Source organism: Herbaspirillum sp. RV1423, from assembly GCF_000577615.1.
GTDB lineage: Bacteria > Pseudomonadota > Gammaproteobacteria > Burkholderiales > Burkholderiaceae_D > Herbaspirillum.
The window spans coordinates 16,731-31,842 of the sequence record NZ_CBXX010000023.1 but is presented as its reverse complement, the minus strand read 5'-3'; the positions used below and the strand labels follow the sequence as shown (position 1 = coordinate 31,842).

Sequence of the window (15,112 nt, the reverse complement as noted above, 5' to 3'; positions counted from 1 at the left end):
CCATGCATAGTTATGCAAAAACTCCCGTTTCATACGGCTTTCGGCGACTTTTTTATTTGCGCGGCAGCGCCTTTGCGAGCGTCTTCCTGCTCCAGCAGGTAGTCCCACAAGCGCGCCACCACCACCTTGCCGCTGCGCTGTGGCGTCGGGCGTTCGCGGTACAGGCGGATTTCCATCTCCACTTCCCACTCGCCGTGGGCGCCGTCGGCGCGCGCCAGTTGCTTGTTGCGCACTTCGCGCGCCACCGACGATTCCGGCAGGAAGGCTACGCCGTGCCCTTCCAGCGCCATCATCTTGAGGCTTTCGGACATGTCGGTTTCATAATGTTTTTCCAGATGCAGCGGCTTCTTGGCATCGGTCATGATCAGCTCGACCATGCGCCCCAGGTAGGCATTGGGCGTATAAGACAAAAAAGGCAGTGGCGCCTTGGCGCTGCCTGGGAACACATAATCCGGCTTGCCGGTGCGATCGCAGCGCGAATACGGGCGCACGCTCTCTTTGCCCATGGTCAGCATGTCATAGCGACTGGAATCGAGTTGCACCGGCTGGCGCGGATGGTGGTAGCACAACAGCAGGTCGCAGCCCCCCTCGACGATGGTCATTACGGCGTCATGCACGTTGAGCGCGATCAGGCGCGTATTGAGCGCGCCGAAGCCGGATTCCAGCGAACTCAGCCATTTCGGGATATAGGTCAGCGACAGCGTATGCGGCACCGCAAAATCAACCGTGGTCTGCGCAGCCGGCCGCTTGCCGCGCAACAGGGCGCGCGTGTTGTTAATCTGGCCGAGCATTTCCACTGCCTGCTCATAGAACACCTCGCCCGCTGCCGTCAGCCGCGTAGGGTAAGAAGTGCGGTCGATCAGGTCTGCGCCGAGCCAGGCTTCGAGCGACTGGATGCGCCGCGAAAACGCCGGCTGCGTCACATGGCGCAATTCGGCGGAGCGGCTGAAACTGCGTGTTTCAGCCAAGGAGATGAAGTCTTCCAGCCACTTGGTTTCCATTCGTTCTTCCCACTTCAGAAGGGCATGACGCCGACAATATTCGCGTTGTTGTTCGACCCGCCGGATTACGCCAGTTGCAGGGAAGGCGACACGGACGCAGCGTCCTCGTCATCATCGTCCCGGGCTTGCTGCCGCGCCCACATCTGTGCGTAAGCGCCGTTGGCGATCAACAGTTGCGTGTGCGTGCCGCGCTCGATGATACGGCCATGTTCCAGAACCAGTATCTGATGCGCATCGACGATAGTCGACAAGCGATGCGCGATGATCAGCGTGGTGCGGTTCTGGGCAATTTCGCTCAGTTGCTCCTGGATCGCCTGCTCGGCTTTGGAGTCGAGCGCCGATGTGGCCTCATCGAAGATCAGCACCGCCGGATTCTTCAGCAGCGTGCGCGCGATCGCCACGCGCTGCTTTTCGCCGCCGGACAATTTCAGTCCGCGCTCGCCGACCGTGGTCTCGTAACCGTCCGGCAGCGATTCGATGAAATCATGCACGTAGGCTGCCTTGGCGGCGGCAACGATTTCTTCCTTGCTGCTGCCGGGCTTGCCGTAGCCGATGTTGTATTCGATGGAGTCGTTGAACAGCACCGTGTCTTGCGGCACGATCCCGATGGACTTGCGCAGCGAAGCCTGCGTCACCCCACGCAAATCCTGGCCATCGATCGAAATGCTGCCGGCATCGACGTCGTAGAAGCGGTACATCAGGCGCGACAGCGTCGACTTGCCCGAACCGCTATGTCCGACCACCGCTGTCGTGGTGCCGGCGGCGATCTCGAAGTCGACATCGAACAGGATCTGGCGATTGCTCTCGTAGCTGAAATCGACATGCGAAAAACGCACCGCTGCGCCGCCGGTCGCCAGCGGCACGGCATTCGGCGCATCGGCGATTTCCTTGTTTTGCTCCAGCAGCGAAAACAGGCGTTCCATGTCAGCCAGGCTTTGCTTGATTTCGCGATAGATCACACCGAGGAAATTGAGCGGGATGTATAGCTGGATCATGAAGGCATTGACCAGCACCAGGTCACCCAGGCTCATCTGGCCGTCGATCACGCCTTGCGTGGCACGCCACAGGATCAGGGTCACCGCGACGGCGATGATGGCCGATTGGCCCGAGTTCAACAGCGACAGCGAAGACTGCGATTTGATCGCGGCGATTTCGTAACGCTGCAAACCTTCATCATAGCGGCGCGCCTCGAAATCCTCATTACCGAAATACTTGACGGTCTCATAGTTGAGCAGCGAATCGATGGCCTTGGAATTGGCGCGCGAATCGAGATCGTTCATGGTGCGGCGAAAATGCGTGCGCCACTCGGTGACCGTGATGGTGAAAACGATATACAACGCCAGCGCGCCGGCCGTGATCACGCTGAACCAGATTTCATAATGCAGCGCCAGATAGACCAGCACCAGCGCGATCTCGATCAGCGTCGGCAAGATGCTGAAGAGCGCGTACGACACCAGCGACGACACCCCGCGCGTGCCGCGTTCGATATCGCGCGTCATGCCGCCGGTCTGGCGATTCAGATGAAAGCGCAGCGACAGCGAATGCAGATGGCGGAACACTTGCAGCGCGATCGTACGCACCGCGCGCTGCGTCACCTTGACGAAAACGAATTCGCGCAGTTCGGTAAAAATGGTGGTCGCCAGGCGCAACGCGCCATAGGCCAGCAGCAGCGACAGCGGCAACACCAGGAGGGCTTGCGGATTGTTGGGGCCGATGGTCATGCGGTCGACCAGTTGCTTCAATAGCAGCGGCACGCCGATATTGGTCAGCTTGGCGCCGACCAGGAAACCCAGCGCCAGCAACACGCGCCATTTGTAGGTCCACAGATAAGGCAGCAGCATGCCCAGTGTTTGCCAGTCGCTGTGCGCGGGAGCGGAAGCGCTGCGCGCGGGCGGCGGCACGGAAGAGGACGGAGATCGACGCATGAAGGATTTGACCGAAAAAATGATGCTTTTGTTTTGTGCAAGGAACGACGCAGGATCGCCGCGACTCCTATAAACTAGGAGTTTCTTCCTGATCTTCCGCATTATAAGAGTCTGCAAGACTTCACGCTTTTAAAAGGAAAGCCATGACAACTCCGCACAACACCGCGCTGCCTACGGGCAAGTCTCCGCATCTCCGGGTCATGCCGATGCCGGCCGACGCCAATGTCTACGGCGACGTCTTCGGCGGCTGGATCATGGCGCAAGTCGATATCGCCGGTTCCCTGCCTGCCACCAAACGCGCCAACGGCCGTGTGGCAACCATCGCGGTCAACTCGTTCTTGTTCAAACACCCAGTCTTCGTCGGCGATCTGCTGTCGTTTTACGCCGACATCGTCAAAGTCGGCAACACATCGATCACCGTCAACGTCGAGGTCTTTGCGGAACGCAACCGCCTGCAAGCCGAGGTCGTCAAGGTCACCGAAGCCACCCTGACCTATGTCGCCACCGACGAAAACCGCAAGCCTCGCAACCTGCCTCCCCTGGAATCCGACGATAGCCCCTCCGCCATCGGGCTGCAGGAACTCGGCGGCGGCTGGAGCGCTGCCTGAAACCATCCCCGGGACAGGCTCGCCCCACTGCGGGCCTGTCTTTCCACTCACCGTTAAAACCAGCCCCATGACTTCCACATCCTCACGCCCCGACATCCTGATCGCCGCCAGCCTGCTACCGCACCTGATGCAGCGCCTGCAAGACAACTTCATCTGTCACGACCTCAACGCTCTCAGCGAAGAAGCGCTGACAGCCATTGCGCCGTCCATCCGCGGCATCGCCTCCAAAGGCGAAACCAAAGTGACGCGCGACTTCATCGCGCGCTTTCCTGCGCTGGAAATCATCTCCGTGTTCGGCGTCGGCTACGACGGCGTCGATGCCGTGGCGGCACGCGAACGCGGCATCGAAGTGACCAACACGCCCGACGTGCTGACCGACGATGTTGCCGACTTCGCCATGACGCTGCTGCTCGCGACCGCACGCCAGATTGCGCATGCCGATCGCTTCGCCCGCAGCGGCGCATGGACCAAAGGCCCTCATGCACTGACCGCCAAGGTTACCGGCGCCCGCCTTGGCATCGTCGGCCTGGGCCGCATCGGCAAGGCCATCGCCAGGCGCGCCGCCGCCTTCGACATGGACATTGCGTATCACAACCGCTCGCCGCAAAGCGACGTCGGTTACCGCTATGTCGCCAACCTCAAGACGCTGGCGTCCGAAGTCGATTTCCTCGTCCTGTCGATGCCGGGCGGCGCCGGTACGCGTGCGCTGATCAATGCCGAGGTGCTCGATGCGCTCGGTCCCAAGGGCTTCCTGATCAACGTCGCACGCGGCTCGGTGGTCGACCAGGACGCGCTGATCAAGGCATTGCAGGAAGGCCGGATCGCCGGCGCCGGTCTCGATGTCTTCGCGAACGAACCGAACATTCCGGAATCGCTGACCAAGCTGGACAACGTGACGCTGACGCCGCACATGGCCAGCGGCACCGTCGTCACGCGCACTGCGATGGCGGACCTGGCGTTCGACAACCTGCAGGCGCATTTCAGCGGTAAACCGGTGCTGACGCCGGTACCGCGCTAAGCCGGAAACGCGAGCATGAGCACAACCCGGCTGATTGCGCTCGACTGGGGCACCACGTCGCTGCGCGCCTACCGTCTCGGCGAGGATGGGGCAGTCCTCGACAAACGCAGCCTGCCCTGGGGGATCATGCATCTTCCCGCAGTTGACGGCGGCAGCCGCGACGCCGGTTTCGCCAAGGCCTTCGACGCAGCCTGCGGCGACTGGCTGCGCACCACGCCGGATGCGCCCGCCACGCCATCGATCGCGGCCGGCATGGTCGGCAGCGCCCAGGGCTGGCGCGAAGCGCATTATGTGGAAATCCCCCTTGCCGTCGGCGACGTCGGCAAGCAGTTGACGCGCGTCGATCTCGGCGCCGGCCGCATATTGCATATCGTGCCGGGCCTGTTGCAGCGTTCGGTCTTGCCCAATGTGATTCGCGGCGAAGAGACCCAGATCGTCGGCGCACTGGAGTCGTATCAGGGCGACGATGAAATCCTCATCGGCCTGCCCGGCACGCATTCCAAATGGGTGCGCGTGCAGGAGCGACGCGTGACGCATTTTGACACCTTCATGACCGGCGAAGTATTCGCAGCATTGAGCCAGCACACCATCCTCGGCCGCACCATGGAGCACAGCGAACAGACCGATCATGCCGCATTCGAGCGCGGCTTGCGCGTGGCCCGGTCGGACGAGGGCCGCGCCGGCGTCCTGTCGAATATCTTCAGCAGCCGCACACTGGGACTGGTCGGCGAACTCGGCGCGGCAAGCCAGCCGGATTATTTGTCGGGGCTGCTGATCGGCCATGAAATCGCCGCGCTGCAATCGACCCGCCAGGCCGCCGGCTGCACGGCGTCGCCGCGCATCATCCTGATCGGCGACGATCAACTGTGCGCGCGTTACCAAACCGCGCTCAAGCTGTACGGCTTGGAGCATATCGACATCGCCCCCCACGCCACCGAACGCGGCTTGTGGAAAATCGCCGGGCAAGCCGGACTGCTCGGCTAAGCGGCACCACTGGAGAAACGCCATGCTCAAGGAATCACTGAAACAATGCGGACTGATCGCGATCCTGCGCGGCATCCGTCCCGACGAAGTCGAAGCCGTCGGCACGGTCTTGTACGAGGCTGGCTTTCGCATCATCGAAGTCCCGCTCAACTCGCCCGAGCCCTTTGAAAGCATCCGCGTGTTGCGTAGCGTCCTGCCCGCCAACTGCATGGTCGGTGCCGGTACGGTGCTGTCGCCTGAACAGGTGCTGCAGGTGAAAGATGCGGAAGGACAGTTGATCGTCATGCCGCACAGCGATCCCGAAGTAATCCGTGCCGCCACCGCAGCCGGCCTGGCCAGCGCGCCGGGCGTGGCGACCGTCACCGAAGCGTTCGCCGCGCTCGCGGCAGGCGCGGATATCCTCAAGATGTTCCCGGCGGAGCAACTCGGCCCGGCTGTGGTCAAGGCCTGGCGCGCCGTCATTCCTGCCGGCGTGGTGCTGGCGCCGGTCGGCGGCATCACGCCGGCCAGCTTGAAGGAATTCACCGCCGCCGGCGCATCGGCTTTCGGTCTTGGCTCGGCGCTATACAAACCCGGCATGACTGCGGCACAAGTCAGACAGAATGCCGACGCCTTCGTCAGCGCCTGGAAGCAAACCTGAAAACAAACCTCAGTCGCATCTTCCGGCCATAAAAAACGCGACTTTCAGGGTCGCGTTTTTTATGGCCGGATCGGAAGAATCAGGCGGCTTTCTTCTCGTCGCGCAATTCGCGGCGCAGGATCTTGCCGACATTGGTCTTGGGCAGTTCATCGCGGAACTCGATGTACTTCGGCTTCTTGTAGCCGGTGAACTGTTCCTTGCAATACGCCATCAATTGCTCGGCGGTCAGCGACTTGTCCTTGCGCACCACGAACAGCTTGACCGCTTCGCCGGTGTGTTCGTCCGCCACGCCGACGCAGGCGCATTCCAGCACGCCCGGGTGCGCAGCGACCACGCCTTCGATTTCGTTCGGATAGACGTTGAAGCCCGACACCAGGATCATGTCTTTCTTGCGATCGACGATGCGGGTGTAGCCGCGCTCGTCCATGATGCCGACGTCGCCCGATTTGAAGAAACCATCCGGCGTCATGACCTTCTCGGTTTCATCAGGACGATTCCAGTAACCGGCCATGACTTGCGGACCGCGGATGGCGATTTCGCCCGGCTGGCCGAGCGGTACCGGGTTGCCGTCGTCGTCCAGGATCTGGATGTCGGTGGACGGCAGCGGCAAGCCGATGGTGCCGGTGTATTCGCTGATGGTGCAAGGGTTGGCGCTGGCGATCGGCGATGTTTCGGACAAGCCGTAACCTTCGATGATGGCGCAGCCCGTGACTTTCTTCCACTTGTCCGCCACCGCCTTTTGCACCGCCATGCCGCCGCCGACGCAGCAGCGATAACCGGAGAAATCCAGCTTGGCGAAATCGGGATGATTCAGCAGCGCGTTGTACAAGGTATTGACGGCCGGGAAGGTGTTGACCTTGTATTTGGCGAGTTCCTTGATGAAGCCGTGAATATCGCGCGGATTGGGGATCAGCACATTAAGCGCGCCTTCGCGCGTGCCCAGCATATTGCAGACCGTCAGCGCAAAGATGTGATACAGCGGCAGCGCGCAGATGAACACCAGTTGATCCAGCTTGGCACCCTGCTTCAAGGCCGGCATCAGCCATTCTTCCGCCTGCAGCACATTGGCGACCAGGTTGCGATGCGTCAGCACCGCCCCCTTGGCGATGCCGGTGGTGCCGCCGGTGTATTGCAGGAAGGCGATATCGTTATGGCCGACCACGACCGGTACCGGCTTCTTGCCTGCACCCAGCGCCAGCGCTTTTTTGAAGGCGATGGCCTGCGGCAGCGAAAACGGCGGCACCAGTTTCTTGACGCGGCGCACGACGAAATTGACGATGGCGCCCTTGAGCCCGCCCAGCAATTCGCCCATGTTCGCGACCACAACATGCTTGACGCTGGTGTTGGCGATCACCTTGGCCAGCGTGCAGGCGAAGTTTTCCAGCACGAAGATCGCTTCGGCGCCGGAGTCTTTCAATTGATGCTCGAGTTCGCGCGGGGTGTACAGCGGATTGACGTTCACCGCAGTGTAGCCGGCGCGCAGGATGGCGGCGATGGCGATCGGATATTGCAGCACATTGGGCATCATGATGGCCACGCGCGCGCCCTTCTTCAGGCCCGTGCTTTGCAGCCAGGCGCCCAGCGCGTTGGACAGCCGATCCAGTTCGCCGTAGCTCAGGTACTTGCCCATGCAGACATAGGCTTTGCGGTCGGCATACTTGATGAAAGCTTCGTCGATCAACTGCACCAACGACTGGTAGCGGTTCGGGTCGATGTCGGCGGGGACGCCTGCGGGATAAGATGCAAGCCAGAATTTATCCATATTGTTCCTTTTGTCTCCGGTTCAGAGCGGCTGCCGGGTTATTTCCCACGGCTTGGGCGCGCACTGCAAAAAAAAAGCACGGTTGTGTTTTTATTTATTGCAGATGCTATCCACCAATCAGATTAAGGGCAAGTATTTTGCAAAGATTTAAGAAAATTTCTTATTTCCGGCAGGGAATCGCTGAGCCGGATCATACCTTGCTCCATCTTTTCCAAAACGGCAACTTTTAATGAAAAAATGTCAATTTAGCAACAAACCTCGTTGTTGCCAAATCGGTGCCGCCACCCTTCTCATTTTGCCGCTGCCGATTGTATCGACTGCGCCGATTGCAGACGGTCCAGTTGCTCCTCGCGCGGCTTCTTGTCCAGCGCCGCCAATGCCTTGACGCGTTCGAAGAAATCGGCAAAACCCCGGCCCTGGCGGAACAGCGCGCGGAACGCCGGTACCCGGTCGTGATACGTGCCGACCAGCGCCAGATGCGCATTCGACAAAGGCATTGCAAACCAGCGGTCGTATCCTGTGAAGCCGCCCCAGCGCGCTTTGAGTTGCTGATACTCGGCACGCAATGCATCGAAGATCGCGGCTTTGCGTTGCAGTTTGTCGGCGTCGCTGGCATCGCTCTCGTAATCGGCCTCCAACTGGGACCGGTATTTCAGCAAGAGTTCAAGAAAATCCTGCTTGCGCCCGGCAAAGACCTTGTACGCCACGCTGAGCTTGTCGTCATGCCGCGCCTGCAGCCACCGCTCCAGGCCAAGTTCTTCCACCGTGGTTGCATACGATTCGTTGAATTGCGAATCGCCTTTGACGTACACCGTCTGATGCGCCAGCTCATGAAAGATCAGGCGCGCCAGCTCGCCGTCGGGATAGTTGATGAAGGTCGACATGACCGGATCGTTGAACCAGCCCAGCGTCGAATACGCCGGCACGCCAAGCACCTGGACATCGTAGCCGTCCCTGACCAGGCCGTCGGCATATTGCTGCGCATCCTGCTGGCTGTAATAACCGCGATAGTCGACGCAGCCGGCGATCGGAAAACACCACTGCCGCGCCGTCAGCGATAGAGACGGCGCCGCCACCACGTTCCATACCACGAAGGGGCGCTGCAATTGCGCATAGCTCTTGTAACTGCCATTGTCGGGAAGGGATAATTGTTCAACCGCGAAACGGCGGATTTCACGCACGGTTTGCAGCTTGGCGCGCAGGCGTTCCGGCGTCTGCGGATCGGCCAGCCAATCATCAATCGGCTTGGCCTGCGCCAACAATGAAAATTGTCCGTGCGCCGCCTGCGTGTAATAGCCCAGCGACGTACACCCGGCCAGCAGCAGGCTGGTTGCGACCAGCCCGGCCATGAGGGATGATTGCGTCAGGCGCTTTGCGCGCATGCTTCCACCTGCACCAGCACATCATAAAACGTCGGTGCATTGCCCATGTCGGTCAGGCGCTGGCTGGTCACTTCGTTAGCGTTCTTGCCGTCGCCGGAGAACTTCTTCCACCAGATCGACAAACCCACCACCAGACCGGGGCGCGCTTTCGGCGTCACGCGCGCCTTGGCCATCATGCTGCCGCGATCATTGAAAATACGCACCGCCGATCCGCTGACGATACCGCGCGCGGCGGCGTCGTCCGGATGGATGTCGAGATGCGGTTCGCCTTCGGTATCGCGCAGGCTCTGCACGTTCACGAAAGACGAGTTGAGGAAATTGCGCGCCGGCGGCGAGATCATCGCCAGCGGATATTTTTCCGCGAGCACGGCATTGCTGGCGACCGATTCATAGGGCGGAATATACGTCGGCAGCGGATCGAGGCCGTCGGCCAGCATGCGCGCGGAATAGAATTCGCATTTGCCCGAGGGGGTACCGAAACCGCCTTCGGCAAACGGTGCAACCGGCATGTTCAAACGCTGCCAGCCTTTCTGCTTGAGGCGCTCCCAGTCGTAGTCGGCAGCGCGCGGGTTGTTGCGGTCGAAGGCCTGCGCCGCGATGGCGTCGTCGCTGTCCTTGAAGCAGTCGTCGTCGAAACCCATGCGCGCCGCCAGCAGGCGGAATATCTCGGTGTTCGGTTTGGCTTCGCCGAGCGGCGCAACCGCGGCGTTGTTGGCCATCATGTAGACATGACCGTAAGTCGCATGCACGTCGACGTGTTCCAGTTGCGTCGTAGCCGGCAACAGGATGTCGGCATAGTCGGCGGTATCGGTCTGGAAGTGCTCCAGCACCACCGTGAACAAATCCTCGCGCGCAAACGCCTGCGCCACCTTGCCCGACTCAGGCGCGACCGCGACCGGATTGGCATTGTAGACGATCAGCGCTTCCACGCGCGGACCGAAGCCCGCCGACGACTCGCGCAGCAAATCGTCGCCGATGGTGCTCATGTTGATCGTGCGCGGCGACACGCCATGCTGCAGCATCAAATCCGGACGCTGCAGGAAGGCGCCGTTTTTCGGAAAAGAATCCGAAGTCGACATCTGCAAGCCGCCGCCGGCATGGCGCCATGCGCCGACCAATGCCGGCAGGCAGGCGATATTGCGCACCGCCATGCCGCCGCCGCGCACGCGCTGCAAACCGTAGTTGGCGCGAATCATGGTGATCTCGCCGCGCCGGGCAGCGCTGCCGTATTCACGCGCAAGCTGGACGACCTCTTCGACGCCGATGCCGCAGACTTCGGCGACGCGTTGCGGCGGCCACTCCTGCACGCGCTGCTTCAACTGATCGAAGCCCAGCGTGTACTGCGCGATGTAGTCGGCATCAAGCAAGTTCTCGTTGATCAACACATGCATCATGCCCAGCGCCAGCGCCGCATCGGTGCCCGGCAGCAGCGCGACGTGCTGGTGGCATTTGTCGGCGCTCAGCGAACGGTAGGGATCGATGGCGATCAGCTTGGCGCCGCGGCGCTTGGCTTCCTGTACGCGGGTCCAGAAATGCAGGTTGGAGGCGATCGGATTGCCGCCCCAGATGATGATCAGTTTGGCGTCCTGCACATGCTCGGTATCCGCGCCGATGCGGGTGCCGAGCGTGTACTTGTAGCCAGCGCCGCCGGCCGAGGCGCAGATCGTGCGGTCCAGCAGCGAAGCGCCGATGCGGTTGAAGAAACGCATCGCCATCGACTCGCCCTGCACCAGGCCCATGGTGCCCGCGTAACTGTACGGCAGGATGGCTTGCGGATTGCGTGTCGCGACTTCCTTAAGCCGTGCGGCGATCGTATCCAGCGCCTCGTCCCAACCGATGCGCTCGAACTTGCCTTCGCCCTTCTTGCCGACGCGTTTCATCGGATGCAGCAGGCGATCCTTGTGATAGGTGCGCTCGGTATAGCGCGATACCTTGGTGCACAACACGCCGGCGGTGGTCGGATGCTCGGGATCGCCGCGCACGTCGGTGGCGACGCCGTCCTTCACGGTGACCAGCAAGGCGCACGTATCAGGGCAATCGTGCGGACAGGCGGCGCGGACGATGACAGATTCGGAGATAGAATTCATGGCAATAAGGAAACAGACGGTGGGATTGAGCGGCAAGCTGTCACTTTATCTTAAAATGCCTCATTCTTTATAAAGCTACCGATGTCATTCCGGCAATCTTCTCTCCTGCCCACCGTAGCGCCTACCATCGAATTCTGGCGCGATCCCGTCCTGCCGTATTTCGAAGGCAGGCGCGCCGTCGGCAGCGTCAGTTGCTATGCGCCGCACACGCACCCTACCTTTTCTATCGGCATCGTCGACGCCGGCGCCAGCGTCTTTTCGCTGCCGCAACGGCAGACGGACATCCGGCCCGGCGATGTGGTGCTGATCGCCGCCAACGAGGTGCACTCATGCAATCCCGTCAACCGGGAAAGCTGGGGTTACCGGATGTTTCATATCGACGAGGCATGGCTGCTGAAGCTGCTGAAGGAAAGCGGCATCGGCGCCCTGCCGGCGTCGCAGGTCATGCGTTCACCCCGGGCCTGCACCCTGATGGATGAGATCAGCGCCGCCATGCACAATGCGGAAGACGCGCTGCAAAAGGAAACCGTGCTGATCGCTTCGCTGTGCGAATTGTTCGCGGAATGGCAATCCGCCGACGCGACAACCGGACTCGCTAACAACACTGCCGATCTGCAACCGGTGCGCGACTACCTGCGAGCCCATTGCTGCGACAAGATCGGCCTGGACATGCTGGCGCAACTGGCCGGCATCGGCCGCTACAAGCTCATACGCCAGTTCCGCGCGCAATTCGGCATGACGCCACATGCCTTGCAGCTCGACATGCGCATCAACCTCGCGCGCGATTTCCTCAGGCGCGGCCTGCCGCTGGCCGACGTCGCCTATCGCACCGGTTTCGCCGACCAGAGTCATTTTCACCGCATATTCAAGTCGCGCGTCGCGGCAACGCCGGCGCAATACCAACTGGTTTCCTAAGACAAGCCGGCAATCGCCAGCGCCAGTCCGCCCAACAGGAGAATCGCGCCGGCCAGCCATTCGGCGCGCGCGAAATGGCGTTCGATATGCGCAGCGATGCGCGCATCGGATATCGCAAACACCAATCCCGCATCCCAGGCGAATACCGCGGCAAACATCCACAGGCCGTACAGCATCCTGATTTCCATGCTGGTGCCTGCACTCACCATCAGCGTGAAGAGGCCGAGATAAAACAGACCGTTCTTCGGATTGAGTCCGCCGGAGAAAAAACCGGCAACGAAGCCGCCCAGGAAGCCTGCACGCACATGTTCCAGGCCGGCTTCGCCTGTCGGCGCCGGCGATCGCGGCGAACGACTGACGCGCATGAAGGCCCAGCCGATATAAGCAAGGTATGCCGCCGCCAGCAACTTCATCGCCGTCAGCCAGAACGGACTGCGCTGCAACAGGCTGAAGCCCGCCAATGCCATGACGATGTACGCGCCGTTGGCGCAGGCAATGCCGAGACTCGTGCCGACGCCGTTGCGGCGGCCGTGGCGCAGCGCATTGCGCAACAGCAAAAGGAAATCGGGACCGGGGCTGATCAGCGCCAGCCAGTGCGCCGCCGCCAGCATTGCAAATTCCTGCCACACCATTTTCATGCCGCTCCATGATCGCAAAAGTCACGATGCTAGACGGCGCTCCGTACGGCGTATTGAACAAAATTGCGGATGACGGCGGAAGACGCCGGATCGATGCCTGGCGTTTTGTCCGCGGCGCTTATTGCTGGTCGTTGAGGTGACAGGCCGACATATGGCCCGGCGCGATTTCCCTGAGCAGCGGCTTTTCCGCCGAACAGCGCGGCATGGCATGCGGACAGCGCGGATGGAAATGGCAGCCCGACGGCGGATTGAGCGGCGAAGGGATTTCCCCCTTGACGGCAAGGTAGACCGCTTTGCCGACTTCCAGCTTCGGTGCCGACGCCAGCAGGGCTTGCGTGTAGGGATGATTCGCACGCGAGAAAATGGTGGCGGTGGACGCCGACTCGATCACGCGTCCGAGATACATGATCAGCACACGGTCCGAGATATGCCGCACCACGCCGAGGTCATGGCTGATGAACAGATACGTCAGGTCGAGTTCATCGCGCAGCTTGATGAACAGGTTCAGGACCTGCGCCTGGATCGACACATCGAGCGCCGCCACCGCTTCGTCGCACACTAGGAACTCCGGCTTCACCGCCAGCGCACGCGCTATGCCGACGCGCGCACGCTGGCCGCCCGAGAACTGATGCGGAAAACGGCGCAGCATGTCGCTGCTCAAGCCCACGCGCTGCAGCAGTCCGGCAACATAATCCTGCTGTTCGCGCCTGTTCGTCATGCCATGCACGACCGCCGCCTCGCCGACGATGTCGACCACGCGCAGGCGCGGATTGAGCGAAGCGTAAGGGTCCTGGAAAATCATCTGGATCGCCAGTTGCCGCGTACGCCTTTGCTGCGACGACAGCGCGTCGAGGCCTTCTCCCCGCCACAAGCGTTGGCCTTCGGACAGGCTGTGCAGGCCTACCGCCATGCGCGCCAACGTGGATTTACCGCAACCGGATTCGCCGACCAGCCCGACCACTTCTCCTGCATTGATATACAGACTGACGCCGTCGACGGCCTGCACGACTTCCTCGCGCAAGACCTTGCCGAACGGCCGGGTAAACACATTCGCCGTCTTGGCGGCGCTGTCGAGCGGCTTGATGAAGCGTTTGGAAACGTCGCGCAATTCCAGCAATGGCTGCATGTGGCTGTCTTTCTGCATATCGTTCTGCATTATGCTGCGCCTCCGGGAGGCGCTTCCGTCATCGGATGAAAACAACGCAAGGCGCGGCCGTCGACGATGCGCGTTTCCGGCGTCTCCACGCACTCGCCGGTGGCGCGCGCGCAGCGGTCGCGGAAGGAACAGCCGGACGGCAGCGTGAGCAGCGACGGCGTACTGCCGGGGATTTGCCGCAGGGGCTGTCCGGGCGGGTTGCGCGACGGCGCCGAGGCAATCAGGCCGTGCGTGTAGGGATGACGCGGCTGCATCAGTACTTGCGCGACGTCGCCGCTTTCGACAATGCGGCCGGCATACATGACGCTGACGGTGTCCGCAAGACCGGCGACGACGGAAAGATCGTGCGTGATCCAGATCAGCGCCGTGCCTGACTCGCGGCACAGCTTTTGCATTTCAAACAGAATCTGCCCCTGGATCGTGACGTCGAGCGCGGTGGTCGGCTCATCGCAGATGATCAGGTCCGGCTTGTTGAGCAAGGCGATCGCAATCGCCACGCGCTGGCGCATGCCGCCCGAGAATTGATGCGGATAGGCTTGCAGCCGCTCGTCCGGTGCGGCGATGCCGACGCGCACCAGCGCATCGCGCGCCATCGCCAGCGCGGCGTGCTTGCCGACATCCTGATGCGCGCGCACGGCTTCGATCATCTGCGTATCGATGCGCAAGACCGGATTCAAGGTCATCATCGGATCCTGGAAGATCATGGCGATGCGATTGCCGCGGATCGTCCGCATTTCCTCTGCCGGCAGCAGGCGCAAATCCCTGCCGTTGAGCAGGATGCGGCCGCCGACTACCTGCCCCGGTTCGTCGATCAGGCCCATGATGGAATAACCGGTCATGGATTTGCCGGAACCGGATTCTCCCACCAGACCCATGACCTCCCCGCGCTGGACCGCGAACGACACGTCGTCCACCGCACGCGCAATGCCGCCGCGCGAAAAGAAATGCGTCTGCAGATTCTCCACTTGCAAGGTCGCGGCCATGCTCATTATCTCC

13 protein-coding genes are annotated in these 15,112 nt (G+C 61.6%); 5 read left to right on the top strand and 8 right to left on the bottom strand.

Annotated features, from left to right (window positions below; genetic code table 11):
• Window positions 1-29 precede the first annotated feature (29 nt).
• Together RV1423_RS18710 and RV1423_RS18705 are read right to left on the bottom strand one after the other, a co-directional pair.
• A complete protein-coding gene (locus tag RV1423_RS18710; protein WP_034299881.1) occupies window positions 30-1,001 on the bottom strand; it encodes a LysR family transcriptional regulator in 972 nt (323 codons plus the stop codon).
• 65 nt (window positions 1,002-1,066) lie between these two features.
• Window positions 1,067-2,926 (bottom strand): ABC transporter ATP-binding protein/permease, encoded by a 1,860-nt coding sequence (locus RV1423_RS18705; RefSeq protein WP_034299980.1) that lies wholly within the window; start codon window positions 2,924-2,926, stop codon window positions 1,067-1,069.
• Between the two features lie 143 nt (window positions 2,927-3,069).
• Between RV1423_RS18705 and RV1423_RS18700 the strand changes: the two genes are divergently transcribed.
• The 4 genes from RV1423_RS18700 (at window position 3,070) to RV1423_RS18685 (ending at window position 6,176) form a co-directional block, all read left to right on the top strand.
• Window positions 3,070-3,534, top strand: coding sequence for an acyl-CoA thioesterase (locus RV1423_RS18700; protein WP_034299879.1), 465 nt, complete (start codon window positions 3,070-3,072; stop codon window positions 3,532-3,534).
• 67 nt (window positions 3,535-3,601) lie between these two features.
• Window positions 3,602-4,552 carry a 2-hydroxyacid dehydrogenase gene (locus tag RV1423_RS18695; protein ID WP_034299876.1) on the top strand — a complete coding sequence of 317 codons (951 nt, stop codon included), beginning with the start codon at window positions 3,602-3,604 and terminating at the stop codon, window positions 4,550-4,552.
• 15 nt (window positions 4,553-4,567) lie between these two features.
• On the top strand, window positions 4,568-5,536 hold the full coding sequence (locus RV1423_RS18690) for a 2-dehydro-3-deoxygalactonokinase (RefSeq protein ID WP_034299874.1): 969 nt from the start codon (window positions 4,568-4,570) through the stop codon (window positions 5,534-5,536).
• A gap of 22 nt (window positions 5,537-5,558) precedes the next feature.
• The gene (locus tag RV1423_RS18685) at window positions 5,559-6,176 is read left to right on the top strand and encodes a 2-dehydro-3-deoxy-6-phosphogalactonate aldolase (protein WP_034299871.1); all 618 of its coding nucleotides are present in this window, start codon (window positions 5,559-5,561) and stop codon (window positions 6,174-6,176) included.
• A gap of 79 nt (window positions 6,177-6,255) precedes the next feature.
• On the opposite strand, the gene RV1423_RS18680 is transcribed toward RV1423_RS18685, so the two are convergent.
• The 3 genes from RV1423_RS18680 to RV1423_RS18670 all read right to left on the bottom strand — a co-directional run bounded on the left by RV1423_RS18680 (window position 6,256) and on the right by RV1423_RS18670 (window position 11,407).
• Window positions 6,256-7,938: a long-chain-fatty-acid--CoA ligase gene (locus tag RV1423_RS18680; protein ID WP_034299868.1), complete on the bottom strand. Its 1,683-nt coding sequence runs from the start codon at window positions 7,936-7,938 to the stop codon at window positions 6,256-6,258.
• Window positions 7,939-8,228: 290 nt separating this feature from the next.
• Window positions 8,229-9,320, bottom strand: a complete 1,092-nt coding sequence (locus RV1423_RS18675; protein ID WP_034299866.1) for an aminopeptidase — start codon at window positions 9,318-9,320, stop codon at window positions 8,229-8,231.
• Entirely contained in the window at window positions 9,302-11,407 is a 2,106-nt protein-coding gene (locus RV1423_RS18670; RefSeq protein ID WP_034299863.1) for a molybdopterin-dependent oxidoreductase, read from the bottom strand. The genes RV1423_RS18675 and RV1423_RS18670 overlap by 19 nt, the downstream gene beginning before the upstream one ends.
• 81 nt (window positions 11,408-11,488) lie before the next feature.
• Between RV1423_RS18670 and RV1423_RS18665 the strand changes: the two genes are divergently transcribed.
• Window positions 11,489-12,322 carry an AraC family transcriptional regulator gene (locus tag RV1423_RS18665; RefSeq protein WP_051516774.1) on the top strand — a complete coding sequence of 278 codons (834 nt, stop codon included), beginning with the start codon at window positions 11,489-11,491 and terminating at the stop codon, window positions 12,320-12,322.
• Here the strand turns inward: RV1423_RS18665 and RV1423_RS18660 are convergent.
• From RV1423_RS18660 to RV1423_RS18650, 3 genes are all read right to left on the bottom strand, one after another.
• Window positions 12,319-12,960 (bottom strand): LysE family translocator, encoded by a 642-nt coding sequence (locus RV1423_RS18660; RefSeq protein WP_231502354.1) that lies wholly within the window; start codon window positions 12,958-12,960, stop codon window positions 12,319-12,321. The genes RV1423_RS18665 and RV1423_RS18660 overlap by 4 nt on opposite strands.
• A gap of 118 nt (window positions 12,961-13,078) precedes the next feature.
• Window positions 13,079-14,104 (bottom strand): ABC transporter ATP-binding protein, encoded by a 1,026-nt coding sequence (locus RV1423_RS18655; protein WP_051516779.1) that lies wholly within the window; start codon window positions 14,102-14,104, stop codon window positions 13,079-13,081.
• Window positions 14,105-14,115: 11 nt separating this feature from the next.
• A complete protein-coding gene (locus RV1423_RS18650; protein ID WP_034299859.1) occupies window positions 14,116-15,105 on the bottom strand; it encodes an ABC transporter ATP-binding protein in 990 nt (329 codons plus the stop codon).
• Window positions 15,106-15,112 lie beyond the last annotated feature (7 nt).